At 55.7% G+C, this 23,398-nt stretch carries 30 protein-coding genes; all 30 read right to left on the bottom strand.

Annotated elements, in window-relative coordinates; translation table 11 throughout:
- Window positions 1-21: 21 nt before the first annotated feature.
- Complete coding sequence (gene rplO, locus GCE01_RS12790) at window positions 22-507, bottom strand: 50S ribosomal protein L15 (protein ID WP_046901189.1); 486 nt, start codon at window positions 505-507, stop codon at window positions 22-24.
- Window position 508: 1 nt separating this feature from the next.
- Window positions 509-697, bottom strand: coding sequence for a 50S ribosomal protein L30 (gene rpmD / locus GCE01_RS12785; RefSeq protein ID WP_046901188.1), 189 nt, complete (start codon window positions 695-697; stop codon window positions 509-511).
- Window positions 690-1,262 (bottom strand): 30S ribosomal protein S5, encoded by a 573-nt coding sequence (gene rpsE / locus GCE01_RS12780; RefSeq protein ID WP_046901187.1) that lies wholly within the window; start codon window positions 1,260-1,262, stop codon window positions 690-692. The genes rpmD and rpsE overlap by 8 nt, the downstream gene beginning before the upstream one ends.
- A 12-nt stretch (window positions 1,263-1,274) precedes the next feature.
- Entirely contained in the window at window positions 1,275-1,637 is a 363-nt protein-coding gene (rplR, locus tag GCE01_RS12775; RefSeq protein ID WP_046901186.1) for a 50S ribosomal protein L18, read from the bottom strand.
- On the bottom strand, window positions 1,637-2,173 hold the full coding sequence (gene rplF, locus GCE01_RS12770; RefSeq protein ID WP_046901185.1) for a 50S ribosomal protein L6: 537 nt from the start codon (window positions 2,171-2,173) through the stop codon (window positions 1,637-1,639). Before rplF ends, rplR begins: the two co-directional genes overlap by 1 nt.
- Window positions 2,174-2,183: 10 nt before the next feature.
- Window positions 2,184-2,582, bottom strand: a complete 399-nt coding sequence (gene rpsH, locus GCE01_RS12765) for a 30S ribosomal protein S8 (protein WP_010502111.1) — start codon at window positions 2,580-2,582, stop codon at window positions 2,184-2,186.
- 12 nt (window positions 2,583-2,594) lie between these two features.
- Window positions 2,595-2,900 (bottom strand): 30S ribosomal protein S14, encoded by a 306-nt coding sequence (gene rpsN / locus GCE01_RS12760; RefSeq protein ID WP_007282734.1) that lies wholly within the window; start codon window positions 2,898-2,900, stop codon window positions 2,595-2,597.
- Window positions 2,901-3,034: 134 nt separating this feature from the next.
- Window positions 3,035-3,598 carry a 50S ribosomal protein L5 gene (rplE, locus tag GCE01_RS12755; protein ID WP_046901184.1) on the bottom strand — a complete coding sequence of 188 codons (564 nt, stop codon included), beginning with the start codon at window positions 3,596-3,598 and terminating at the stop codon, window positions 3,035-3,037.
- An 11-nt stretch (window positions 3,599-3,609) separates the two neighbouring features.
- On the bottom strand, window positions 3,610-3,930 hold the full coding sequence (gene rplX, locus GCE01_RS12750; protein ID WP_046901183.1) for a 50S ribosomal protein L24: 321 nt from the start codon (window positions 3,928-3,930) through the stop codon (window positions 3,610-3,612).
- On the bottom strand, window positions 3,930-4,298 hold the full coding sequence (gene rplN / locus GCE01_RS12745; protein WP_007282731.1) for a 50S ribosomal protein L14: 369 nt from the start codon (window positions 4,296-4,298) through the stop codon (window positions 3,930-3,932). The genes rplX and rplN overlap by 1 nt, the downstream gene beginning before the upstream one ends.
- A gap of 12 nt (window positions 4,299-4,310) precedes the next feature.
- Window positions 4,311-4,583 (bottom strand): 30S ribosomal protein S17, encoded by a 273-nt coding sequence (gene rpsQ, locus GCE01_RS12740; protein WP_010502113.1) that lies wholly within the window; start codon window positions 4,581-4,583, stop codon window positions 4,311-4,313.
- Between the two features lie 13 nt (window positions 4,584-4,596).
- On the bottom strand, window positions 4,597-4,830 hold the full coding sequence (rpmC, locus tag GCE01_RS12735) for a 50S ribosomal protein L29 (protein ID WP_010502114.1): 234 nt from the start codon (window positions 4,828-4,830) through the stop codon (window positions 4,597-4,599).
- Window position 4,831: 1 nt separating this feature from the next.
- Entirely contained in the window at window positions 4,832-5,248 is a 417-nt protein-coding gene (gene rplP / locus GCE01_RS12730) for a 50S ribosomal protein L16 (protein WP_007282728.1), read from the bottom strand.
- A gap of 55 nt (window positions 5,249-5,303) precedes the next feature.
- A complete protein-coding gene (gene rpsC / locus GCE01_RS12725) occupies window positions 5,304-5,981 on the bottom strand; it encodes a 30S ribosomal protein S3 (protein WP_046901182.1) in 678 nt (225 codons plus the stop codon).
- A 3-nt stretch (window positions 5,982-5,984) separates the two neighbouring features.
- Window positions 5,985-6,392 carry a 50S ribosomal protein L22 gene (gene rplV / locus GCE01_RS12720; RefSeq protein ID WP_046901181.1) on the bottom strand — a complete coding sequence of 136 codons (408 nt, stop codon included), beginning with the start codon at window positions 6,390-6,392 and terminating at the stop codon, window positions 5,985-5,987.
- A 2-nt stretch (window positions 6,393-6,394) separates the two neighbouring features.
- A complete protein-coding gene (gene rpsS / locus GCE01_RS12715; RefSeq protein ID WP_007282725.1) occupies window positions 6,395-6,673 on the bottom strand; it encodes a 30S ribosomal protein S19 in 279 nt (92 codons plus the stop codon).
- A 16-nt stretch (window positions 6,674-6,689) separates the two neighbouring features.
- On the bottom strand, window positions 6,690-7,520 hold the full coding sequence (rplB, locus tag GCE01_RS12710) for a 50S ribosomal protein L2 (RefSeq protein ID WP_046901180.1): 831 nt from the start codon (window positions 7,518-7,520) through the stop codon (window positions 6,690-6,692).
- A 15-nt stretch (window positions 7,521-7,535) separates the two neighbouring features.
- Window positions 7,536-7,832, bottom strand: a complete 297-nt coding sequence (locus GCE01_RS12705) for a 50S ribosomal protein L23 (protein ID WP_174694852.1) — start codon at window positions 7,830-7,832, stop codon at window positions 7,536-7,538.
- A gap of 41 nt (window positions 7,833-7,873) precedes the next feature.
- Entirely contained in the window at window positions 7,874-8,488 is a 615-nt protein-coding gene (rplD, locus tag GCE01_RS12700; protein WP_046901178.1) for a 50S ribosomal protein L4, read from the bottom strand.
- A gap of 11 nt (window positions 8,489-8,499) precedes the next feature.
- The gene (gene rplC / locus GCE01_RS12695; RefSeq protein ID WP_046901177.1) at window positions 8,500-9,183 is read right to left on the bottom strand and encodes a 50S ribosomal protein L3; all 684 of its coding nucleotides are present in this window, start codon (window positions 9,181-9,183) and stop codon (window positions 8,500-8,502) included.
- A gap of 10 nt (window positions 9,184-9,193) precedes the next feature.
- On the bottom strand, window positions 9,194-9,502 hold the full coding sequence (rpsJ, locus tag GCE01_RS12690; RefSeq protein WP_007282720.1) for a 30S ribosomal protein S10: 309 nt from the start codon (window positions 9,500-9,502) through the stop codon (window positions 9,194-9,196).
- A 120-nt stretch (window positions 9,503-9,622) separates the two neighbouring features.
- Window positions 9,623-10,813, bottom strand: coding sequence for an elongation factor Tu (gene tuf / locus GCE01_RS12685; protein WP_086632949.1), 1,191 nt, complete (start codon window positions 10,811-10,813; stop codon window positions 9,623-9,625).
- A gap of 112 nt (window positions 10,814-10,925) precedes the next feature.
- On the bottom strand, window positions 10,926-11,402 hold the full coding sequence (rpsG, locus tag GCE01_RS12680) for a 30S ribosomal protein S7 (protein WP_046901175.1): 477 nt from the start codon (window positions 11,400-11,402) through the stop codon (window positions 10,926-10,928).
- A gap of 12 nt (window positions 11,403-11,414) precedes the next feature.
- Window positions 11,415-11,786, bottom strand: a complete 372-nt coding sequence (rpsL, locus tag GCE01_RS12675; RefSeq protein ID WP_010502158.1) for a 30S ribosomal protein S12 — start codon at window positions 11,784-11,786, stop codon at window positions 11,415-11,417.
- A 387-nt stretch (window positions 11,787-12,173) separates the two neighbouring features.
- A complete protein-coding gene (gene rpoC / locus GCE01_RS12670) occupies window positions 12,174-16,490 on the bottom strand; it encodes a DNA-directed RNA polymerase subunit beta' (RefSeq protein ID WP_099213178.1) in 4,317 nt (1,438 codons plus the stop codon).
- Between the two features lie 80 nt (window positions 16,491-16,570).
- Complete coding sequence (rpoB, locus tag GCE01_RS12665; protein WP_099213177.1) at window positions 16,571-20,743, bottom strand: DNA-directed RNA polymerase subunit beta; 4,173 nt, start codon at window positions 20,741-20,743, stop codon at window positions 16,571-16,573.
- Between the two features lie 242 nt (window positions 20,744-20,985).
- Complete coding sequence (gene rplL / locus GCE01_RS12660) at window positions 20,986-21,357, bottom strand: 50S ribosomal protein L7/L12 (RefSeq protein WP_064275059.1); 372 nt, start codon at window positions 21,355-21,357, stop codon at window positions 20,986-20,988.
- A gap of 66 nt (window positions 21,358-21,423) precedes the next feature.
- Entirely contained in the window at window positions 21,424-21,942 is a 519-nt protein-coding gene (gene rplJ / locus GCE01_RS12655; protein ID WP_046901171.1) for a 50S ribosomal protein L10, read from the bottom strand.
- A gap of 312 nt (window positions 21,943-22,254) precedes the next feature.
- The gene (gene rplA, locus GCE01_RS12650) at window positions 22,255-22,947 is read right to left on the bottom strand and encodes a 50S ribosomal protein L1 (RefSeq protein ID WP_046901170.1); all 693 of its coding nucleotides are present in this window, start codon (window positions 22,945-22,947) and stop codon (window positions 22,255-22,257) included.
- A gap of 4 nt (window positions 22,948-22,951) precedes the next feature.
- Complete coding sequence (gene rplK, locus GCE01_RS12645) at window positions 22,952-23,386, bottom strand: 50S ribosomal protein L11 (RefSeq protein ID WP_046901169.1); 435 nt, start codon at window positions 23,384-23,386, stop codon at window positions 22,952-22,954.
- Between the last annotated feature and the right edge of the window lie 12 nt (window positions 23,387-23,398).

The following is a 23,398-nucleotide window of genomic DNA, read 5'->3' as shown; positions in this document are numbered from 1 at the left end:
ATAAATCTGGGAGAGGAGAACTCAGGCTTCAGCCTGAACTTCCTTCTTCGGTGCAAGCACCTTAACGGAACCACCAGCCTTCTCGACAGCAGCGAGAGCTGCTGCGGAAGCACCGTCGACTTCGATGGTTACGCCATGCGAAAGTTCACCCTTCGCAAGAAGACGAACACCATGGGTCTTGCCATTGACAAGCCCAGCAGCGCGAAGTGTTGCTTCCGTGACAGGAGCCGACTTATCCAGCTTGCCTGCTTCGATAGCCTTCGAAATCGCGCCAAGGTTCACCGGAGCATATTCCTTGCGGAAGATGTTCACGAAGCCACGCTTAGGCATACGGCGATACAGCGGAAGCTGACCACCTTCAAAGCCATTCAGCGAGACGCCTTCACGAGCCTTCTGACCCTTAACACCGCGTCCGGAGGTCTTACCCTTACCGGAACCAATGCCACGTCCTAGGCGCTTCTTGCGATAACGAGAGCCCTCGTTATCGCGCAATTCGTTGAGGTTCATTTCAACCCTCCACCTGGATGAGGTGGGCAACCTTGCGGATCATCCCACGCACAGCCGGAGTATCTTCCAGCGTACGGGTGGAACCGATACCGCGCAGACCAAGACCAACAAGAGTCTCAGCCTGGCCCGGTTTACGACCAATGACAGAAGCGATCTGCTTTACCTGAACGGTCTTACCGTTTTCAGACATTTGCAGTCTCCTCGGTCTGAGCCTGCTCGCGCTTACCGAAAAGTTCAGCGGCCTTCTTGCCACGACGCGAAGCGACGTTGCGAGGGCTGCTTGCCTTTTCAAGGGCAGCGAACGTAGCCTTGATCATGTTGTGCGGGTTACGCGTTCCGAGGCTCTTAGCGACAACGTCGTTAACACCCAGGCTCTCGAAAACTGCACGCATCGGACCACCGGCGATGATACCCGTACCGGCCTCAGCCGCACGAACAACAACCTTACCAGCGCCGTAGTGACCTGACGTATCATGATGAAGGGTACGACCCTCCTTCATTGGTACACGGATCATCGTACGCTTGGCGCGCTCGGTAGCCTTACGGATAGCTTCGGGCACTTCACGAGCTTTACCCGCACCGTAACCAACGCGTCCCTTCTGATCGCCAACGACAACCAGCGCTGCGAAAGCAAAGCGACGGCCACCCTTAACAACCTTGGCAACACGATTGATGGTTACGAGCTTGTCGACCAGATCGTCGCCCTGCTCGCGCTCACGACCACCACGGCCGCCTTCTCTTGGCTCACGTGCCATGTGTGATCCTCCTTAGAACGAGAGTCCGCCCTCACGGGCAGCCTCTGCCAGGGCCTTGACCCGGCCATGATAGACATAAGCGCCGCGATCAAACACGACGGCCGTCACGCCAGCTGCCAAGCCACGTTCCGCGATCAGCTTGCCGATCGCCGAAGCTGCGTCCACGTTAGCACCGGTGTTGCCATTGTCGCGGAGCTCTTTTTCCAGCGTAGATGCGCTGGCAAGAGTACGACCCTGTGCATCGTCGATGATCTGGGCGTGAATGTGCTTGCTGGAACGGAAGACCGACAAACGCGGCCGGCCGCCGCTCTTGCGACGAAGCTGGAAACGCAGCCGCTGACGGCGACGTTCCTGCAATCCTTGCTGCGATGCCATTACTTCTTCTTACCTTCCTTGCGACGCAGAACTTCCGTGTCATAACGAACGCCCTTGCCCTTGTATGGCTCAGGCTTGCGGAAGCTGCGAATATCGAGAGCGACCTGACCAACGCGCTGCTTGTCGTTGCCTTCAACAACAATAGCGGTCGGACGCGGCGTGGTGATCTTGATACCGGCCGGAATCGGATAAACGACATCGTGCGAGAAGCCGAGGTTCATCACCAGATTGGATCCCTGAACAGCAGCACGGAAACCCGTACCCTGAATTTCAAGACCCTTGGTGAAACCAACAGACACACCCTTGACCATATTTGCGATCAGAGCGCGCGTCGTTCCCCACATCGTCCAGTTTTCACGGGAGCGACGACCAATCGGAGCAACTGCAACTGAGTTGTCTTCGATTTTCACGTCCACGTGACGAGAAACCGGGAAGCTCAGTTCACCAAGCTTGCCTTTGGCCGTGAAGACACCGTTGGCAACTGCGACCTGCACACCTGCCGGAACTTCTACGGGATATTTACCTACGCGAGACATGCGACCCTCCTCAGAAGACGCGGCAGAGAACCTCGCCGCCAACATTGGCAGCGCGGGCCTCGACGTCCGAAAGGACGCCACGCGGGGTGGACAGGATCGACACACCAAGGCCGGCATAAACGCGCGGAAGTTCCTTGATCTTCGAATAGACACGACGGCCAGGCTTGGAGACCCTATGGATTTCCTTAATGACCGGCTGCCCTTCAACGTACTTCAACTCAATACGGAGCTGCGATACGCCCTTACGGACTTCTTCCGTGGAAAAACCACGGATGTAACCTTCACGCTTCAGAGCCTCAAGCACGTTCGTGCGAAGCTTGGAAGCGGGCGCAACGCAGGCAGCATGACGAGCACGCTGAGCATTACGGATCCGGGTAAGCATATCACCCAGCGGATCAGACAACGACATTCGATCTATCCCTTACCAGCTCGACTTGACCATGCCAGGAATCTGGCCGGCGGACGCAAGATCACGCAGAGCAATACGGCAAAGCTCGAACTTACGGTAGTTAGCACGGGGACGACCGGTCAGCTTGCAACGAAGACGGACGCGCGTTGCGGATCCGTTACGTGGCATCTGTGCCAGCTTAAGAGTCGCTTCAAATCGGTCTTCAACCGAAAGGGAACGATCCTTGATGATGTTTTTAAGAGCGGTCCGCTTTTCCTTATCGCGCTTTGCAAGAGCAGCGCGATGGTTATTACGGTTAACCGCTGAGATCTTCGCCATCTCGAATTTTCTCCCGGAACCTGTCAGGCCTATCCCGACGGTTTTCCAATCTGCGTGTCTATAAAGGAAAGCGGCCTTCCAATGGAAGGCCGAATCCTTATTTTTAGTCGCGATCGGTCTGAAAAATTACCTGATCAACCTGCGAACGGCAGATCGAAGGCCTTCAGCAGAGCCTTTGCTTCGGCATCGGTCTTTGCAGTGGTCACGAAGATGATGTCCATACCGCGAACGGCATCGATCTTGTCATATTCGATTTCCGGGAAAACAATCTGTTCCTTGATGCCCATGGCGAAGTTGCCACGACCATCAAAGCCCTTGTTTGCCGGAAGACCACGGAAATCACGAATGCGAGGCATTGCGATCGTCACGAGACGGTCGAGGAACTCATACATACGCTGACGACGCAGAGTAACCTTACAACCGATCGGAAGACCTTCACGGATCTTGAAGCCAGCAATAGCCTTGCGTGCCAGCGTCTTAACCGGCTTTTGACCGGAGATCGCTGCCATTTCAGCAACTGCTGCATCCAGCTTCTTCTGGTCGCCAGCTGCTTCACCGACGCCCATGTTCAGCACGATCTTCTCGAGCTTAGGAACCTGCATCGGGTTTGCGTAGCCGAACTGCTCGAGAAGCTGCTTACGAAGAATTTCTTCGTAGCGCTGCTGCATACGCGGCAAAGCGGTGTTGTTATCGCTCATTTTTGCGTTCCTCAGCCTTCGATCACTTCGCCGGTTGCCTTAGCAACACGAACTTTGCGACCGTCTTCAAGAACCCGAAAGCCAACGCGTGTGGGCTTACCGCTCTTGGGATCAACCAGCTTCAGGTTTGACAGATGGATCGGCATTTCCTGCTCGATGATCCCACCTTCTCCACCTGCGCGGTTTGGCTTCGTGTGACGCTTAGCGATAGCTACGCCGCGAACGACAGCTTTCTCAGCCTTCGGCATCACTGAAAGGACTTCGCCACGAACGCCCCGGGACTTGCCGGAAAGAACGAGGACCTGATCGCCTTTTTTAATACGTGCAGCCATTACAGCACCTCCGGCGCCAGGGAGATAATCTTCATGAACTTGCGAGCACGCAGTTCACGAACGACCGGGCCAAAGATACGCGTGCCAATCGGCTCCTGCTGCTTGTTAATCAGCACAGCAGCATTCTTGTCAAAACGGATCGCAGATCCGTCTGCACGACGTACCGGATAAGATGTACGAACGATAACGGCCTGATGGACGTCACCCTTCTTCACCTTACCGCGGGGAATGGCTTCCTTAACGGATACGACAATGATGTCGCCGACCGAGGCAGTCTTCCGCTTGGAGCCGCCCAGCACCTTGATGCACTGCACCCGACGCGCACCGGAATTATCGGCGACGTCAAGGTTGGTCTCGGGATGAATCATGTGCCTACCCCCTTATGCGCTGACGGAAGAGGAAGCCGAAGCCATGTCCTCTCCGTTGCGTGCGACGACAGACCAAGTCTTACGCTTGGAAATCGGTGCGCATTCTTCAATGCGAACCAGATCTCCAATCTGGCAGACGTTGGCTTCATCATGAGCCGCATACTTTTTGGAGCGGCGGATGAATTTCTTATAGAGCGGGTGCATGATACGACGATCAACAAGAACGGTAACCGTCTTGTCCATCTTGTCGCTCGTTACTCGCCCTGTCAGGACGCGCCTTGGCATCGTCCGTCTCCTCTCAGGACTTTGCGGCGGACGTTTGGGCGCCCGCACGGTTCTTCGATTGATGAGCCAGTGTCTTGATGCGCGCGACAGCACGACGCACGACCTTAACACGGCTTGTGTTTTCCGACTGCCCGGTGGCAGCCGCAAAACGGTGATTGATCTGTTCGCGCTTCAGATCGATGAGCAGAGCGTTCAGCTCGTCCTCGCTCTTCGCGCGCAGATCTGCAGGCTTGTACGTGTCGGCCATCTTACGCGTCTCCGATACGCTGAACGAACTTGGTCTTGATCGGAAGCTTTGCAGCTCCCAGGCTCAGTGCCAAGCGAGCGACTTCCGGCGGAACGCCTTCGATCTCAAACAGGATGCGACCTGGCTTGACACGAGCTGCCCAGTACTCTGGGGAACCCTTGCCCGAGCCCATACGCACTTCTGCAGGCTTTGTCGAGACCGGAAGGTCAGGAAAAATACGAATCCAGACGCGACCGGCACGCTTCATCGCACGAGTAATAGCACGACGGGACGCTTCGATCTGACGGGCCGTGATCCGCTCTGGCTCAAGAGCCTTCAGACCATATGCACCGAAGTTCAGCTGCGTTCCGCTTTTCGCAAGACCGTGGATACGGCCTTTGTGAGCTTTACGAAACTTTGTCCGCTTTGGGGAAAGCATGTTGTTAAATCCTCAATCAGCACCAGCAATGGAACTGTAGGCTTTCGCCTACAATTCAACGTTGCGGAGCCTGCTCCGCGGCACGACGGTCTTGTGCCAGGGGGTCATGAGCCAGGATCTCACCCTTGAAGATCCAGACCTTCACACCGCAGGTTCCATAAGTCGTCTTGGCCGTCGCCGTGCCATAGTCGATATCAGCGCGGAGCGTATGCAACGGCACACGTCCCTCACGATATTTCTCGTCACGTGCGATTTCGGCACCACCCAGACGTCCGCTGCAAGTAATACGGATGCCCTGGGCGCCCAGACGCATTGCAGACTGGATTGCGCGCTTCATGGCGCGGCGGAAAGCAACGCGACGCTCAAGCTGCTGAGCAATATTTTCAGCAACCAGAGTTGCGTCGATTTCCGGCTTACGGATCTCAACGATGTTTAGCGCCACGTCGGTCTTCGCCATACGGCTCAGTTCCTTACGCAGTGCATCGATGTCCTGACCCTTCTTACCGATCACGACACCCGGACGGGCAGCGTAGATCGTTACGCGGGGCTTCTTTGCCGGACGCTCGATAACAACACGAGAGACGCCAGCACCAGACAGCTTGCGACGCAGGAATGCACGCAGCTTAAGGTCTTCATGAAGAAGACGTGCATAGTCTGCACCTGCGTACCAGCGGCTATCCCAGGTACGGTTAACACCGAGCCGAAGCCCGATTGGATTGACCTTATGTCCCATGGATCAAGCTGCCTTCTGCTCTTCGCTGGTTTCCGACGCTTCTGCAGCTTCGGCCACAACAATCTTCAGGTGGCTGAAGAACTTTTCAACGCGAGCCGAGCGACCACGGCCACGAGCGTGAAAACGCTTCATGACAATGGACTTGCCGACTTCAGCCGTCTTCACAACCAGACGATCAACGTCCAGCTGATGATTGTTCTCAGCGTTGGCCACGGCGCTCTCAAGAGTCTTCTTAACCTGCTGCGCGATACGACGACGCGAGAAGGTCAGAGCGGCAATAGCCTTGTCAGCTGGCTGGTTACGGATCATTGCCGCAACCAGGTTCAGCTTACGCGGGCTAACACGGATGTTACGCGTAATTGCTTGCGCTTCCGTATCAGCAAGCGTGCGGATGTGCTTCGGCTTGCTCATTTTCAGCCCCGCTTCGACTTCTTGTCAGAGCCATGACCGGTGTAGGTCCGTGTCGGTGAGAATTCACCGAACTTGTGACCGACCATGTTCTCCGTGACCTGCACAGGCAGGAACTTGTGACCATTATAGACGCCGAACGTAAGCCCGACGAACTGCGGCAGAATCGTGGAACGACGTGACCAGATCTTGATCACTTCGTTACGACCAGAAGCACGTGCTGCTTCTGCTTTGCCGAACAGATACCCGTCAACGAACGGGCCCTTCCAGACGGAACGTGCCATCTCTGTTTGCCCCCTCTTACTTGCCGGACTTACGGCGACGGATGATCAAGCTATCCGTCTTTTTGTTAACACGCGTCTTGTAACCCTTCGTCGGAACGCCCCAAGGCGTAACCGGGTGACGGCCACCAGAGGTACGACCTTCACCACCACCATGCGGGTGATCGACCGGGTTCATGACAACGCCACGGTTGTGCGGACGACGTCCGAGCCAACGGGAACGTCCAGCTTTACCCATGTGCTGGTTCATGTTGTCTGGGTTAGAGACAGCACCAACCGTTGCCATGCATTCGCCGCGAACAAGACGTAGTTCACCAGACTGAAGCTTGATCTGGGCGTAGCCCGCATCTTTACCGACGAGCTGAGCATACGTTCCAGCGGAACGTGCCATCTTGCCGCCAGCACCTGGCTTCAGTTCAATGTTGTGAACAATCGTACCAACCGGCATAGCGCCGAGAGACATCGCATTGCCCGGCTTCACGTCCGTATGGGCACCAGAGATGACGCGATCGCCAACCTTGATGCGCTGCGGAGCCAGAATGTAAGCAAGCTCGCCGTCATCGTACTTGATGAGCGCGATAAACGCCGTACGATTTGGATCGTACTCAAGGCGTTCAATCGTTGCACCCACATCGAACTTACGACGCTTGAAATCGACGTAACGATAGGACTGCTTGTGCCCGCCGCCACGGAACCGAACTGTCGTACGGCCGTGGTTATTACGACCGCCAGACTTGTTCTTACCTTCCGTCAGCTGCTTGACCGGCTTGCCCTTCCAGAGCTCGCTACGATCAATCAGCACGGTGCCGCGTGTGCTCGGCGTCGTGGGATTAAAGTGCTTTAGTGCCATGGTTATTACCCCGCGTCAGCCCAGCTTCGCTGTAAGGTCAATGGACTGACCTTCTGCAAGCTGTACATACGCCTTCTTGATGTCAGAGCGGCGACCAGGACGACCCTTGACGCGCTTCGTCTTACCCTTCTGGACCAGCGTGTTCACGCCAGAAACCTTAACGTTGAAGAGCTTTTCGACAGCGGCCTTGATCTGCGGCTTGGTTGCAGTCGTGGAGACCTTGAAAACAACCTGATTACGCTCCGAAAGAAGCGTAGCCTTTTCCGTGATCAGCGGCGAACGGACCACATCGTATAGAGCTTCCTGAGACATGTTCTCAGCTGTCTTACGTGCGTTCATGACGATAGAGATGGTCATGCCAGACGCTCCTTAAGACCCTCAAGACCCGCACGGGTAATAACCAGTACATCGTGGTTGAGGATGTCATAGACGTTCGCGCCGATGGTCGGCAGGACGTCAATCTTCGGCAGGTTCGCAACCGCACGAGCAAACTGCTCATCAACCGCACCATCCACGATCAACGCGGAGGACCAGCCGAGAACCTTGAGCTTAGCAGCAGCTTCACGGGTCTTGCTCACGCCATTGGCGGTATCGAGCACAACCAGCTTGCCAGCAGCAGCCTTCTGCGACAGCGCAGAAATCAGGCCGAGACGACGAACCTTCTTTGGCAGGTCGTATCCGTGGTCACGGACAACCGGACCATGAACAACGCCACCCGTACGGAACTGCGGCGCACGCAGCGAGCCCTGACGTGCAGAACCGGTGCCCTTCTGGCGGAACGGCTTCTTCGTCGTACCAGAAACTTCACCCATGCCTTTGGTGCGATGCGTGCCAGCGCGGCGCTTAGCCAGCTGCCAGTGAACAACCCGCGCCATGATGTCGGCACGCGGAGAAACCGCGAAAATCTCTTCTGGAAGCGCGACTGAGCCAGCGCTGCCATTATCGAGGGTCTTGATATCGTATTCCATGCCCCTCGTCCTCAACCGGCGGCCGCTACGACTGCAGCCGGGTACGGCGCATCGGCGTGGCGAGCCTTCTTGATTGCATCGCGAATCAGCACAAGGCTATTCTTCGCACCAGGAATCGCACCCCTGACCATGATCAGGTTACGCTCTTCATCCACGGCTGCCACTTCCAGGTTCAGCGTTGTAACACGCTCGTCACCCATATGACCTGCCATCTTCTTGCCCTTGAAGACCTTGCCAGGATCCTGGCGCTGGCCCGTAGAACCATGAGAACGGTGGCTAATGGAAACGCCGTGAGAGGCTTCAAGGCCAGCGAAGTTATGACGCTTCATAACACCCGCAAAGCCTTTACCCTTACTCTGGCCCGTGACATCAACTTTCTGCCCAACCACGAAATGGTTAGCGGAGAGCTTTGCGCCGGCCTCAAGCAGAGCATCTTCCGCAACGCGGAACTCTACGAGGTGCTTCTTCGGCTCAACCTTGGTACGGGCAAAGTGGCCACGATTTGCCTTGGTGACATTCTTCACCTTGGCATTACCAAGACCGAGCTGAACGGCTGTATAGCCATCACGCTCATTCGTGCGGGTATCCACAACCTGAACTTCGTCAAGGTGCAGGACCGTCACAGGCACATGAGTGCCGTCTTCTTTAAACAGCCGGGTCATCCCCAGCTTTTTTGCAATCAATCCGGTACGCATCGTCTGGACCTTAGAGTTTGATCTCGACATCAACGCCAGCGGCGAGGTCGAGCTTCATGAGGGCGTCCACGGTCTGCGGTGTCGGCTCGACAATGTCGAGCAGCCGGCGGTGAGTCCGAATTTCGAACTGCTCGCGGCTTTTCTTATCCACGTGTGGCGAACGGTTCACCGTGAAACGTTCGATATGCGTCGGCAGCGGGATCGGACCCCGAACCCGCGCACCCGTACGCTTCGCCGTGTTTACGATCTCTTTGGTGCTGTTGTCCAGCACTCGATGATCGTACGCCTTAAGGCGAATGCGGATGTTCTGGTTGTCCATAGTCTTAATTCGTCCAACTCAAAAATTCGGGTCTCGTCCTACTGCCATTGCATCTGAAAGGGAACCCCGGCCAGAAATAAATCTGACCGGGGCTTCCATATCAACGGCGAAACGCAGGACTTAGGCGCTGATTGAAGAAACCACGCCTGCACCCACGGTGCGGCCACCTTCGCGAATTGCGAAGCGGAGGCCTTCGTCCATGGCGATCGGAGCAATCAGCTCGACATCCATGGCTACGTTATCACCCGGCATGACCATTTCCGTGCCTTCCGGCAGCGTCACGACGCCAGTGACGTCGGTCGTACGGAAATAGAACTGCGGGCGGTAGTTCGTGAAGAACGGCGTATGACGGCCACCTTCTTCCTTCGTGAGGATGTAAGCCTCAGCCTTGAACGTCTTGTGCGGCGTAATGGAACCTGGCTTTGCAAGAACCTGACCACGCTCAACGTCTTCACGCTTCGTGCCACGAACCAGTGCACCGATGTTGTCACCGGCTTCACCACGATCGAGCAGCTTGCGGAACATCTCAACACCCGTAACGGTTGTCTTGATGGTGTCCTTCAGGCCGATGATTTCAACTTCATCGCCAACGTTCACAACGCCACGCTCGACACGGCCGGTAACAACCGTACCACGACCAGAGATCGAGAACACGTCTTCGATCGGCATCAGGAACGGACGGTCAACCGGACGCTCAGGCTGCGGAATGTAGGTGTCTACAGCTTCCATCAGCTCAAGAACGCGATCTTCACCGATGGTGGCATCACCATCTTCAAGAGTCACAAGAGCAGAACCCTTGACGATGGGGATATCGTCGCCTGGGAACTGGTAGGAAGACAGAAGTTCACGAACTTCCATTTCCACGAGCTCAAGCAGCTCTTCGTCATCAACCTGATCGACCTTGTTCAGGAACACGACCAGAGCAGGAACACCGACCTGACGGGCAAGCAGGATGTGCTCACGCGTCTGTGGCATCGGGCCGTCAGCAGCGGACACAACCAGGATTGCGCCATCCATCTGAGCAGCACCGGTGATCATGTTCTTGACGTAGTCAGCATGGCCAGGGCAGTCGACGTGAGCGTAGTGACGGTTCTTCGTCTCATACTCAACGTGAGCCGTGGAGATGGTGATACCACGAGCACGCTCTTCAGGAGCCTTATCGATCTGGTCATATGCGCTGAACGTTGCGCCACCGGTCTTTGCCAGCACCTTGGTGATTGCAGCAGTCAGCGAGGTCTTGCCGTGATCGACGTGACCGATCGTACCAATGTTGCAGTGCGGCTTGTTCCGCTCGAATTTAGCCTTTGCCATCGTCTTTCTCCAAAACCCTGCCTTCCACGAGGCAGAGATAAGACTGAAAGTTCATCCAGTCAGTACCTGTTAGATTCCCAGATACTGCCGGAAGCCCTTTAGCGGGTTCTGATTACCAGCGATAGTGACTGAATGCCTTGTTGGCTTCAGCCATACGGTGGGTGTCTTCGCGCTTCTTTACAGCAGCGCCACGATTGTTAACCGCGTCCATCAGTTCGTTGGACAAGCGCTCCTGCATCGTGTTCTCACCGCGCTTGCGGGAGGCATCGATCAACCACCGGATCGCCAGAGCCTGACGGCGCTCAGTGCGCACTTCGACAGGCACCTGATAGGTAGCACCACCGACACGACGTGAACGGACTTCAACAGCCGGCTTCACGTTGTCCAGAGCCGAGTGGAACATAGCCACCGGGTCAGCAGTTGCACCACCACGGTGACGCAGAACCTCGAGAGCACCGTAAACGATGCCTTCGGCGGTGGATTTCTTTCCATCGTACATCAGCGCATTCATGAAGCGCGTAATGACGATGTCTCCGAATTTTGGATCGGGAAGGATCTCACGCTTTACAGCGCGGTGACGGCGACTCATTCCAAATACCTCTTACTTCGGACGCTTCGCGCCATACAGCGAACGACGCTGACGACGCTTAGCGATGCCCTGCGTGTCAAGCACGCCTCGCAGGATGTGATAACGCACACCAGGAAGATCCTTCACTCGCCCACCACGGATAAGAACAACACTGTGTTCCTGAAGGTTATGACCTTCACCCGGAATGTAGCTTACGACCTCGTACCCGTTGGTCAGACGCACCTTGGCGACCTTACGCAGAGCGGAGTTCGGCTTCTTTGGCGTTACCGTGTACACGCGCGTGCATACGCCACGCTTCTGGGGGCATCCCTGTAGTGCAGGGACCTTATTCCGCTTTGCGGCCGGCTCACGGCCGTTCGCGATCAACTGGTTGATGGTCGGCATGCGCCCTTCCCAATCCTTGTCCTATTCCGGACAGAAAGCACCAGACTTTCTGCCATGACATTTTATTCAAATCGACATGCGGCTGAACCGCCTGCCTATCCCACATTTGGAAAGAGAAACAGCAAAAGCCATTTCCCTCCTTTTGTAGCGTGCGGCCTTGGCATCCCCCGAATCCGAGGTAGCGGCACCACATGCGATTCTTTGTCTTCGACGGCTTTTTTTTCGCCTAATTAGACGGGAGTAGCCGAGGGCGCGGAACCTACGAAGGGTTCCGCGTTGAGTCAAGTGTTTCGGCTAAAATTGCGGCGATTCTAAAGAGAGAGTTTTTAGAATCGCCGCAATTTCCCCTCTGCTCTTCTTTTAAAAGAGGAACAGAGGGGTTTCTCATTATTCTGCCGCGTCTTTCACTTCAGCCGCTGAACGGCCAACGCGATGACGATCCTGGCTGGCAGCAATGCCGCGCAGACGGTTCATAACGCTACCAGTACCGGCCGGGATCAGACGACCCACAATCACGTTCTCCTTGAGACCGTTCAGTGTGTCGACCTTACCAGACGTCGCAGCGTCCGTAAGTACGCGCGTCGTCTCCTGGAAGGATGCTGCCGAGATAAAGGACTGCGTCTGCAGGGAAGCCTTGGTAATGCCCTGTAGCACCGGCATAGCCACTGCTGGGGTATCACCATTTTCCTGAAGACGCTGGTTCTCGATCTCGTACTCAATCCGATCCACGGTCTCGCCGATCAGATAGGTAGAATCCCCTGGCTCCAGAATTTCAACCTTCTGCAGCATCTGACGAACAATGACCTCGATGTGCTTGTCATTGATCTTCACGCCCTGCAGTCGATAGACGTCCTGAATTTCGTTGACCAGATAATCCGAAAGCGCCTCGACACCCATAACTTTCAGAATGTCATGCGGCACACGCGGACCATCGACCAGCGGATCACCCTTCTGGACAAAGTCACCTTCCTGAACGGAGACATGCTTGCCCTTCGGGATAAGATACTGCGTCTCTTCGCTGGTCTCGTCGTTTTTCACGATAACGCAACGCTTCGACTTGTAATCCTTCCCGAACTCAATACGGCCATCGCCTTCGGCAATGATCGCATGATCCTTTGGACGGCGGGCTTCGAACAGTTCGGCAACACGCGGCAGACCACCGGTAATGTCACGGGTCTTGGAACCTTCACGCGGAATACGCGCCAGCACGTCACCAGCATGAACTTCGGCACCATTCTCAATCGACAGAATACTGTCTGGTGAGAGGAAGTAGCGAGCATCATTGCCATTGGCGAGCTTGACCACATTGCCCGCAGCATCCTTGAGCTGCAGACGTGGACGAAGATCAACACCCTTGGAAGCCTGCTTGTAGTCAACCACAACCTTGGAGCTAAGGCCGGTGACCTCATCCATACGTTCGACAAGCGTGATGCTGTCGATCAGGTCAAGGTATTCAACAGTACCAGCCTGCTCGGTGATGATTGGAAGGGTGTACGGGTCCCACTCGGCCATCTTTTGACCACGTGCGACTGCCTCACCCTCGCCCACCATCAGACGTGCACCATAAGGCACACGATAACGGGCACGCTCGACACCGTTCTCATCGGTCAGCAGGATTTCGCAGTTACGCGACATCACCACCAGAACCTTCTGAGAATTCTCAACGACGTTACGGTTCTTGATCGTCACACGCCCATCACGGGAGGCTTCGACCATCGACTGCTCAGCACCACGCGTTGCTGCACCACCAATATGGAAGGTACGCATCGTCAGCTGTGTACCAGGCTCACCGATGGACTGAGCGGCAATAACGCCGACAGCTTCACCGATGTTCACCGGCGTACCGCGAGCCAGATCACGACCATAGCAATGCGCACAGATACCAACGCGGCTATCGCATGTCAGAACCGAGCGGATCTCCATGCTTTCGACGCCGGCCTTCTCGATGAGCTCTGCTTCGGGCTCCTCGATCAGGGTGTTGCGCGGAAGCAGAACTTCATGCGTCACCGGGTGCAGCACATCTTTGGACGTCGTACGTCCCAGAATACGCTCAGACAGCGAAGCGACAACTTCACCACTATCCATAACCGCACGAACCGTCAGGCCGCGTTCAGTACCGCAATCCGGCTCGACGATGATGCAATCCTGGGCAACGTCAACGAGACGACGCGTCAGATAACCCGAGTTTGCAGTCTTCAGAGCCGTATCCGCGAGGCCCTTACGAGCACCGTGGCTGGACGTGAAGTAATCGAGAACCGACAGACCTTCTTTGAAGTTCGCGATAATCGGCTGTTCGATAATTTCGCCCGAAGGCTTCACCATCAGACCGCGCATACCAGCGAGCTGCTTCATCTGGGCTGGCGACCCACGAGCACCGGAGTGGCTCATCATCCAGACAGAGTTAGTCGGCTTACCGATAACCTGCTTGGAAATTTCCTTCAGCATGGCTGCCTGGACTTCGTCCGTGCAGCGTGACCATGCGTCAACCACCTTGTTATAGCGCTCGCCAGCGGTGATCAGACCATCCTGATACTGCTGCTCGAATTCCTTGACCTCTTCCGAAGTCTTGGCAACCAGCGGCGCCTTCTCTGCCGGGATGATCATGTCATCCTTGCCGAAGGAGATGCCGGCACGGGCAGCATGACGGAATCCAAGACCCATCAGACGGTCACAGAAGATCACTGCTTCCTTCTGACCACAGTGACGGTAGACCGTGTCAATCACGTCAGACACGTTCTTCTTCGTCAGCTGCTTATTGATCAGGCTGAACGGAATCGCTGGGTGCTTCGGCAGGATCTGCGCAATAAGCGCACGTCCCGGCGTCGTCACGATCATCTGGCGGATCGGCTTACCGTTTTCATCAACGGTCGGCAGGCGCAGACGAATCTTATCGTGCAGTTGCAGAGTACCCGCCAGCATTGCGCTCTCGATTTCTGCAACATCCGAGTATGCCGGCGGCGCAGCCTTAACGACCTTGTCGCCTTCAATGACAGCTTCGTCTGGCGTTGCGCGATACTCAGGAACTTCAAGGCTCAGATAATAGAGACCCAGAACAATATCCTGAGACGGCACGATAATCGGCTTACCGTTAGCCGGGCTGAGGATGTTGTTTGTGGACATCATCAGCACGCGGGCTTCCAGCTGTGCTTCGAGCGACAACGGAACGTGCACGGCCATCTGATCGCCGTCAAAGTCAGCATTGAACGCGGTGCAGACCAGCGGGTGAAGCTGGATAGCCTTCCCTTCGATCAGCGTTGGCTCAAATGCCTGAATCCCAAGACGGTGAAGCGTCGGCGCACGGTTCAGCATCACAGGATGCTCGCGGATAACCTCTTCGAGGATATCCCAAACTTCCGGACGCTCTTTCTCCACCATACGCTTTGCAGCTTTAATAGTGGTAGCGTGACCGTACTTCTCAAGCTTCGAGTAGATGAATGGCTTGAAAAGCTCTAGCGCCATCTTCTTTGGAAGACCGCACTGGTGCAGCTTCAGCTCCGGACCAACCACGATGACCGAACGGCCAGAGTAGTCAACGCGCTTACCAAGAAGGTTCTGACGGAAACGGCCCTGCTTGCCCTTTAGCATGTCGGACAGAGACTTCAGCGGACGCTTGTTGGCACCCGTGATGGCACGTCCACGACGACCGTTATCGAACAGCGCATCAACAGATTCCTGAAGCATACGCTTTTCGTTTCGAACAATAATGTCCGGCGCACGAAGCTCGATCAGACGCTTCAGACGGTTATTACGATTGATAACGCGACGATACAGATCATTCAGATCGGACGTGGCGAAACGACCGCCATCCAGCGGGACCAGCGGACGCAGTTCCGGTGGGATCACCGGAATAATGTCCATGATCATCCAATCCGGACGTGAACCACTCTCAACGAATGCCTCAACGAGCTTCAGACGCTTGACCAGCTTCTTGCGAGCAGCCTCGGACGTTGCCTTGCGCAGCTTCTTGCGCATCATCGTCTTTTCGGAATCGCCTTCCATGACTTCAGCGTCATAGTCAAACGGATCCGCCAAGCCCTTTGCCTTAGCGGCAAGGCTCAGTTCACGCTCCTGAGCGTTAGGAATACCCCAGTCATACGTGGAAAGTGCACGCTTGATGGCTTCAGCGCCGATACCGACGTCGATGCCTGCATCCGGATATTCATCCAGAAGATCTTCACAACGGACTTCGTCCAGAAGGTACTGGTCGCGCTTCTTGCCGTTCTTGTAAGACTCGATCTGATCGGAGTCACAGACGCCCTTGTCGAGCACAAGGAACTTTTCGAAGTACAGAACTGGCTCAACATCCTTGAGAGCCATATCCATCATCGTAGCAATACGGCTAGGAAGCGACTTCAGGAACCAGATATGTGCGACAGGTGAAGCGAGCTCGATATGGCCCATACGCTCACGGCGAACCTTCGCCAGCGTAACTTCAACACCGCACTTTTCACAGACAATGCCGCGGAACTTCATCCGCTTGTATTTTCCACACAGGCATTCGTAGTCCTTGATCGGACCAAAAATACGCGCACAGAAAAGGCCGTCACGCTCAGGCTTGAACGTCCGGTAATTAATGGTCTCCGGCTTTTTGATTTCACCGTAAGACCAGGAACGGATCTGCTCGCTGGAAGCAAGCTGGATCTTGATCTGATCGAAGGCTACCGACTGGCCAGCCTGACCCAGGATCTTCATGAGTTCGTTCATGCGCCGAAACCCCAATGCGCGCCGCAGCGTCCTGCGGGCGCGTCAAAATTGAACCGTAAAGCGAGCAGCAGAGACGCCAATTAAGCGGCGCCCTGCTCAAGTTCGACATTCAGACCGAGCGACTTCAGTTCCTTGATCAGAACGTTGAAGCTCTCAGGAATACCGGCCTCGAAGTCATCCTGCTCACGCACGATCGCCTCATAAACCTTGGTACGGCCGGACACGTCATCCGACTTCACCGTCAGCATTTCCTGCAGCGTATATGCTGCGCCATACGCCTCAAGTGCCCACACTTCCATCTCACCGAAGCGCTGACCACCGAACTGCGCCTTACCACCCAGCGGCTGCTGCGTAACAAGCGAGTAAGGACCGATCGAACGTGCATGGATCTTGTCGTCGACAAGGTGATGCAGCTTCAGCATGTAGATGTAGCCAACTGTCGTCTTACGCTCGAACAGCTCGCCTGTACGACCATCGATCAGCTGGGACTGGCCAGACTTATCAACGCCAGCCTTCTCCAGCATGTTTTCGATATCAGGGATGGAAGCCCCATCGAAAACAGGCGTAGCAATTGGCAGGCCCTTACGGAGATTATTGGCCAGCTCAACAAGCTGCTCGTTAGGAAGCGTTGCCACATCCGTCTCGAACACTTCGTCGCCATAGACATCACGCAGGCGATCAAGCAGTTCCTGCTTACGTTCGCCAGACCGCTGATACTCGTCGACCATTTCCCCGATGCTTGCGCCAATATTGGCACATGCCCAACCCAGATGGGTTTCAAGGATCTGACCGATGTTCATACGAGACGGCACACCGAGCGGGTTCAGAACGATATCAACCGCCTGTCCGTTCTCCAGGAATGGCATGTCCTCGACTGGCACAACGCGGGAGACAACACCCTTGTTACCATGACGACCGGCCATCTTATCGCCAGGCTGAAGCTTACGCTTCACAGCGACGAAGACCTTGACCATCTTCATCACGCCAGGCGGCAGTTCATCACCACGCTGAAGCTTCTCGACCTTGTTCTCAAAGCGAGAGTTAATGAGGCGAACAGCTTCGTCGAACTCTGAACGCAGGGTCTCAAGCTCGGCGGTGACTTCGTCAGAAGCAACCGTGACGTTCCGCCATGCAGCGCGAGGATGCTCATCAAGCACCTCTACTGTGATCGGCGTTCCTGCACGGATCCCCTTGAAGCCTGCTCCGGCCACTTCACCAACCAGACGCTCACGCAGACGGTTGTGGAAGCTACGCTCCTGAATGGAACGCTCGTCATCACGGTCCTTCGTCAGACGCTCGATTTCAGCGCGTTCGATGGCCATGGCACGCTCGTCCTTGTCCACGCCGCGGCGCGAGAAGACACGAACATCAACGATCGTTCCGGTCGTTCCGGGTGGAAGCTTCAGAGACGTGTCACGAACGTCAGAAGCCTTTTCACCAAAGATGGCACGCAGAAGCTTCTCTTCTGGCGTCATTGGGCTTTCGCCCTTTGGTGTCACCTTACCAACAAGAATGTCGCCCGGATTGACCTCTGCGCCGACATAAACAATGCCAGCCTCGTCAAGGTTACGAAGAGCTTCTTCGCCGACATTAGGAATGTCGCGCGTAATTTCTTCCTGACCCAGCTTCGTATCACGAGCCATGACTTCGAATTCCTCGATATGAATCGAGGTGAACACGTCATCACGAGCAATACGCTCAGAAATCAGGATGGAGTCTTCGAAGTTGTAACCGTTCCAAGGCATGAACGCGACGAGCACGTTACGACCCAGAGCCAGTTCACCCAGTTCCGTGGACGGACCGTCAGCAATGATGTCGCCAGCATGAACCGTATCGCCAACTTTCACCAGCGGGCGCTGGTTGATGCAGGTCGACTGGTTCGAACGCATGTACTTGCGAAGGCGATAGATATCGACGCCCTGAGTTGCACCAGCATCGTCGGTCGCGCGGACCACGATACGGGCACCATCGATCTGGTCGATAATACCGTCACGCTTGGCGACGATTGTCGCACCAGAGTCACGTGCAACAGCTGCTTCCATGCCCGTACCAACCAGTGGGGCATCAGCCTTCACCAGTGGAACGGCCTGACGCTGCATGTTCGCACCCATCAGGGCGCGGTTCGCGTCATCGTTCTCAAGGAACGGAATGAGAGCCGCAGCAACAGACACAAGCTGCTTCGGTGATACGTCGCAAGCCGTAACCTGCTCAGGCGGAACAACACGGAAGTCACCAGACTTACGAACCGAGACCAGTTCGTCTGTCAGATGGCCATCAGCGCTCTGCTTCGCATCGGCCTGGGCAACAACAAGCTTCTCTTCTTCCATGGCGGAAAGATATTTCCAGCCATCCTGAAGAATGCCGTCCTTCACAAGACGATACGGTGTCTCAATGAAGCCGTACTTGTTAACCTTGGCATAGGTCGAAAGCGAGTTGATCAGACCAATGTTCGGGCCTTCAGGCGTCTCAATTGGGCAGATACGACCGTAATGCGTCGGATGGACGTCACGAACTTCGAAGCCTGCGCGCTCACGGGTCAGACCGCCCGGGCCAAGCGCCGAAAGACGACGCTTGTGCGTCACTTCAGAAAGCGGGTTTGTCTGATCCATGAACTGGCTCAGCTGCGACGAGCCGAAGAACTCACGTACGGCAGCAGCCGCAGGCTTGGCGTTAATCAGATCATGCGGCATGACCGTGTCGATGTCGACGGAGCCCATGCGCTCGCGGATGGCACGCTCCATACGAAGCAAGCCAACGCGATACTGGTTTTCCATCAGTTCGCCGACGGAGCGAACGCGACGATTACCAAGGTTATCAATATCGTCGATCTGGCCACGACCATCCTTGAGATCGCACATGATCTTGATGGTACGCAGGATATCTTCCTTGCGCAGAACGCGCAGGGTGTCCGGGGCGTCTACATCAAGACGCATGTTCATCTTGACACGACCAACAGACGAAAGGTCGTAGCGATCCTGGTCAAAGAACAGACCGCGGAACATCGCTTCAGCGGTTTCCTTGGTCGGCGGCTCGCCTGGACGCATGATACGATAGATATCGATCAGTGCTTCGTCACGGCTCGTGTTCTTGTCAACTGAGAGCGTGTTACGGATCCAAGGACCGTGCGAACCATCGATGGAAAGCGTTGGAAGCTCTGTAATTCCCAGCTCTTCAAGTGCTGCCAGACGGTCTTCCGTCAGCTCTTCACCAGCTTCACCGTAGATCTCGCCAGTGTTCTCATTGATGAGATCATGGGCAAGATAGCAGCCAAGAACGTCAAGGCGACCGACCTGAACTACACGGGTCTTTTCAGCAATCTTGCGAACCATGCGCGCTGTCAGCTTGGCATCGGCTTCAGCAACGACTTCACCGGTATCAGCGTCAACCAACGGGCTCAGCAGCTTCTGGCCGCGGAACGCATCAGGCTCGAACGGACGTGCCCAGCCATCACCCATGCGGGTAAAGGTGACCATGTCGTAGAAGTAGGACAGGATTTCATCCTGATCCATACCCCGAATGTCTAGACCTTCGACATCGCCGCCTTCTGCAATCTTCTCTTCGCGCTGGGCGATATAGTTCGCGCCCTCAAGAGCATAAAGCAGCGTCGTAACCGGAAGCTTACGCTTACGATCGATGCGGACGTAAATCAGGTCCTTTGCATCGAATTCGAAGTCCAGCCACGAACCACGATACGGAATCACACGGGCAGCAAAAAGATACTTGCCCGAAGAATGCGTCTTGCCCTTATCATGATCGAAGAAGACGCCCGGGCTACGATGCATCTGAGAAACGATGACACGCTCGGTACCATTGATAATAAAGGTGCCGTTATTGGTCATGAGCGGCATGTCGCCCATGTAAACCGGCTGTTCCTTCAGATCATGAATGGAGCGTGAACCTGTGTCTTCATCGATATCCCAAGTCGTAAGACGGAGGATAACCTTCAGCGGAGCTGCAAATGTCAGACCGCGCTGAATGCACTCTTCAACGTCATACTTCGGCTCTTCGAACTCGTAAGACACGAAGTCCAGACGACCGCGACCAGCAAAGTCATTGATTGGAAAAACCGAACGGAAGACTTCCTGCAGACCGGAGTTCTGACGGCTGTCAGGACTCACGTTCATTTGCAGGAACGCTTCGTAGGACGCGCGCTGCACATCGATCAGATTGGGCATCGGCGCAATTTCGGGAATGCGCCCGAAGCTTTTGCGGATCCTCTTGCGTCCCGTGAACGATTTGGTGATCGCGTTCATCTATCTTGCCCTCTGCACCAGACCTTCGAGTCGCCCGGGATTTCATTGTCAGACGAACGCCTGACACGACACGGACGACCGGAACGACCGGCTTTCAGTAATTTCAATACGTAGCGAGCCGCGTATTATACTCTTATTTCCAGCAACGGCAAATCGGGCGGGAACCGCATGCGATCCCCGCCCTATCCGTCTGCTTTCGCAGAGGCCGCCTCCTCAGAGAGGAAACGACCCGATCAAGTTGATTACTTGATTTCGACCTTGGCGCCGTTGTCTTCCAGGGTCTTCTTGATCTTCTCGGCTTCGTCCTTGGACACGCCTTCCTTGACGGTCTTCGGTGCGCCTTCAACCAGGTCCTTAGCTTCCTTCAGACCCAGGCCCGTGATGCCACGGATTTCCTTAATCACGTTGATCTTCTTGTCGCCAGCAGCGGCCAGAACAACGGTGAACTCGGTCTGCTCTTCAGCAGGAGCTGCAGCAGCAGCCGGGCCAGCAGCAACAGCTACTGGAGCAGCAGCGGAAACGCCCCACTTCTCTTCGAGAAGCTTGGAAAGCTCAGCAGCTTCGAGAACGGTAAGAGCGGATAGCTCTTCAACAATCTTTGCCAGATCGGCCATGGTCTTATCCTACGTGATGCACTGTTTGATTGGGTTCAAATCTACGCCGCAGCGTTGATTTTACTCTTAGGCGGCTTCGCCGGTCTTGGCATAGGCGCCGAAGACGCGAGCAAGCTGGCCTGCCGGAGCCTGAACAACACCTGCGATACGCGTAGCGGGGGTCTGAATCATACCCACCAGCTTCGCACGCAGTTCGTCCAGAGACGGCAGCTCGGCAAGTGTCTTGATTCCAGCGACGTCAAGCGTCTGGGAACCAAGGGAGCCACCGAGCACTACAAGCTTGTCATTCGTCTTGGCGAACTCGACGATCACCTTTGCAACTGCAACCGGGTCTTCAGACCAAGCCAGGGCCGTTGGCCCCTTGAGCAGCGGCGCGATGCCGTCGAATTGGGTCCCATCCAGAGCGCGGCTGGCCAGCCGGTTCTTCGCAACCTTATATGTCGCACCTGCCGCACGAATGCGTCGACGCAGCTCCGTCACATCAGCAACCGTCAGACCCTTGTTCTGGGTGACGACAACCATGGACGTGCTGTTGAACACATCGGCGAGGAACTCGACAAAGGCCCGCTTTTCCGTACGGTCCAAAACCTGTCTCCTCGTCAGTCCGGAACGATCCGGACCAAGTTACCCATGGGATACCCCCGTTTCCGGAAAATACCCCGCTCGCCTGTCCACAGAAGTGAGCGAACCCAGTGCATCCTGGCAAAGCCACTGAAACACTGGCGCCCCGCCTGACGCTCGCCACTCCACGAAGGGAGCATTTAAAGCACCAGAGGTGCTACGTGCGGTCTTGGACAGGTTTGGAAGCAATTCGCGAACGAATTACCCCTACGCCACCATGCCGAAACATGGCGTCATTCCTTGTTGAGGGCTTTCTACAGAAAGCCCTCAATTCAATCAAGCCTCGAAGGAGGACACGTCAACGCGGACGCCCGGACCCATCGTGGAAGACAGCGCTGCCTTCTTCATGTAGGTACCCTTGGCGCCAGACGGACGAGCCTTCTGAACGGCATCGACCAGAGCCTTGATGTTCTCGACCAGCTTGGCTTCATCGAAAGAAGCCTTACCAACGCCAGCGTGGATGATACCGGCTTTTTCAGCGCGATATTCAACCTGACCGGACTTGGCAGCCGTGATCGCACCCTTGACGTCCATCGTTACCGTGCCGAGACGCGGGTTCGGCATCAGGCCACGCGGACCAAGAACCTTACCGAGACGACCAACGAGAGCCATCATGTCAGGCGTTGCAATGCAGCGGTCGAAAGCGATTTCGCCAGCCTGGATCTTTTCAGCCAGGTCTTCTGCACCAACAACTTCTGCACCGGCTGCCAGAGCTTCTTCAGCCTTGGCACCACGTGCGAACACGCCAACGCGAAGTGTCTTGCCCGTGCCGTTCGGCAGGGAGATCAGACCACGAACCATCTGATCAGCATGACGCGGGTCAATGCCGAGGTTCAGGGAGATTTCGATGGTCTCATCGAACTTTGCCTTGGCGTTGCTCTTCACCAGAGCAACAGCTTCGGAAAGGGCATATGGCTTGTTGCGCTCGACAGTTGCCTGCGCAGCATTCAGACGCTTGTTCTTGGCCATGATATCAGCCCTCCACCACGTTCAGGCCCATCGACTTCGCGGAGCCTGCGAGCATACGCACGGCGCCATCGAGATCGTTGGCGTTCATGTCCTTGAACTTCGTTTCAGCAATCTCGCGAAGCTGAGACGTCGTCACGGAGCCAACAGCCGCAGCCTTACCGACCGTCTGGCTGCCCTTGGAAATCTTGGCGGCCTTCAGAAGGAAGTACGTGTTCGGCGGGGTCTTCGTAATGAAGGAGAACGTACGGTCTGCATACGCGGTGATAACCACCGGGATCGGCATACCTGGTTCAAGCTGCTGCGTCTTCGCGTTGAACTCTTTGCAGAACTGCATGATGTTCAGGCCGCGCTGACCCAGTGCCGGACCTACCGGCGGAGACGGGTTGGCTTTACCAGCCGGGATCTGAAGCTTGATGTAGCCAACAACTTTTTTGGCCATATCCGGGACTCC

This window comes from Gluconobacter cerinus, from assembly GCF_002723935.1.
GTDB classification, from domain to species: Bacteria; Pseudomonadota; Alphaproteobacteria; order Acetobacterales; family Acetobacteraceae; genus Gluconobacter; species Gluconobacter cerinus.
Note: the sequence above shows the minus strand (reverse complement) of the source record. Positions and strands in the feature narration are given on the sequence as shown.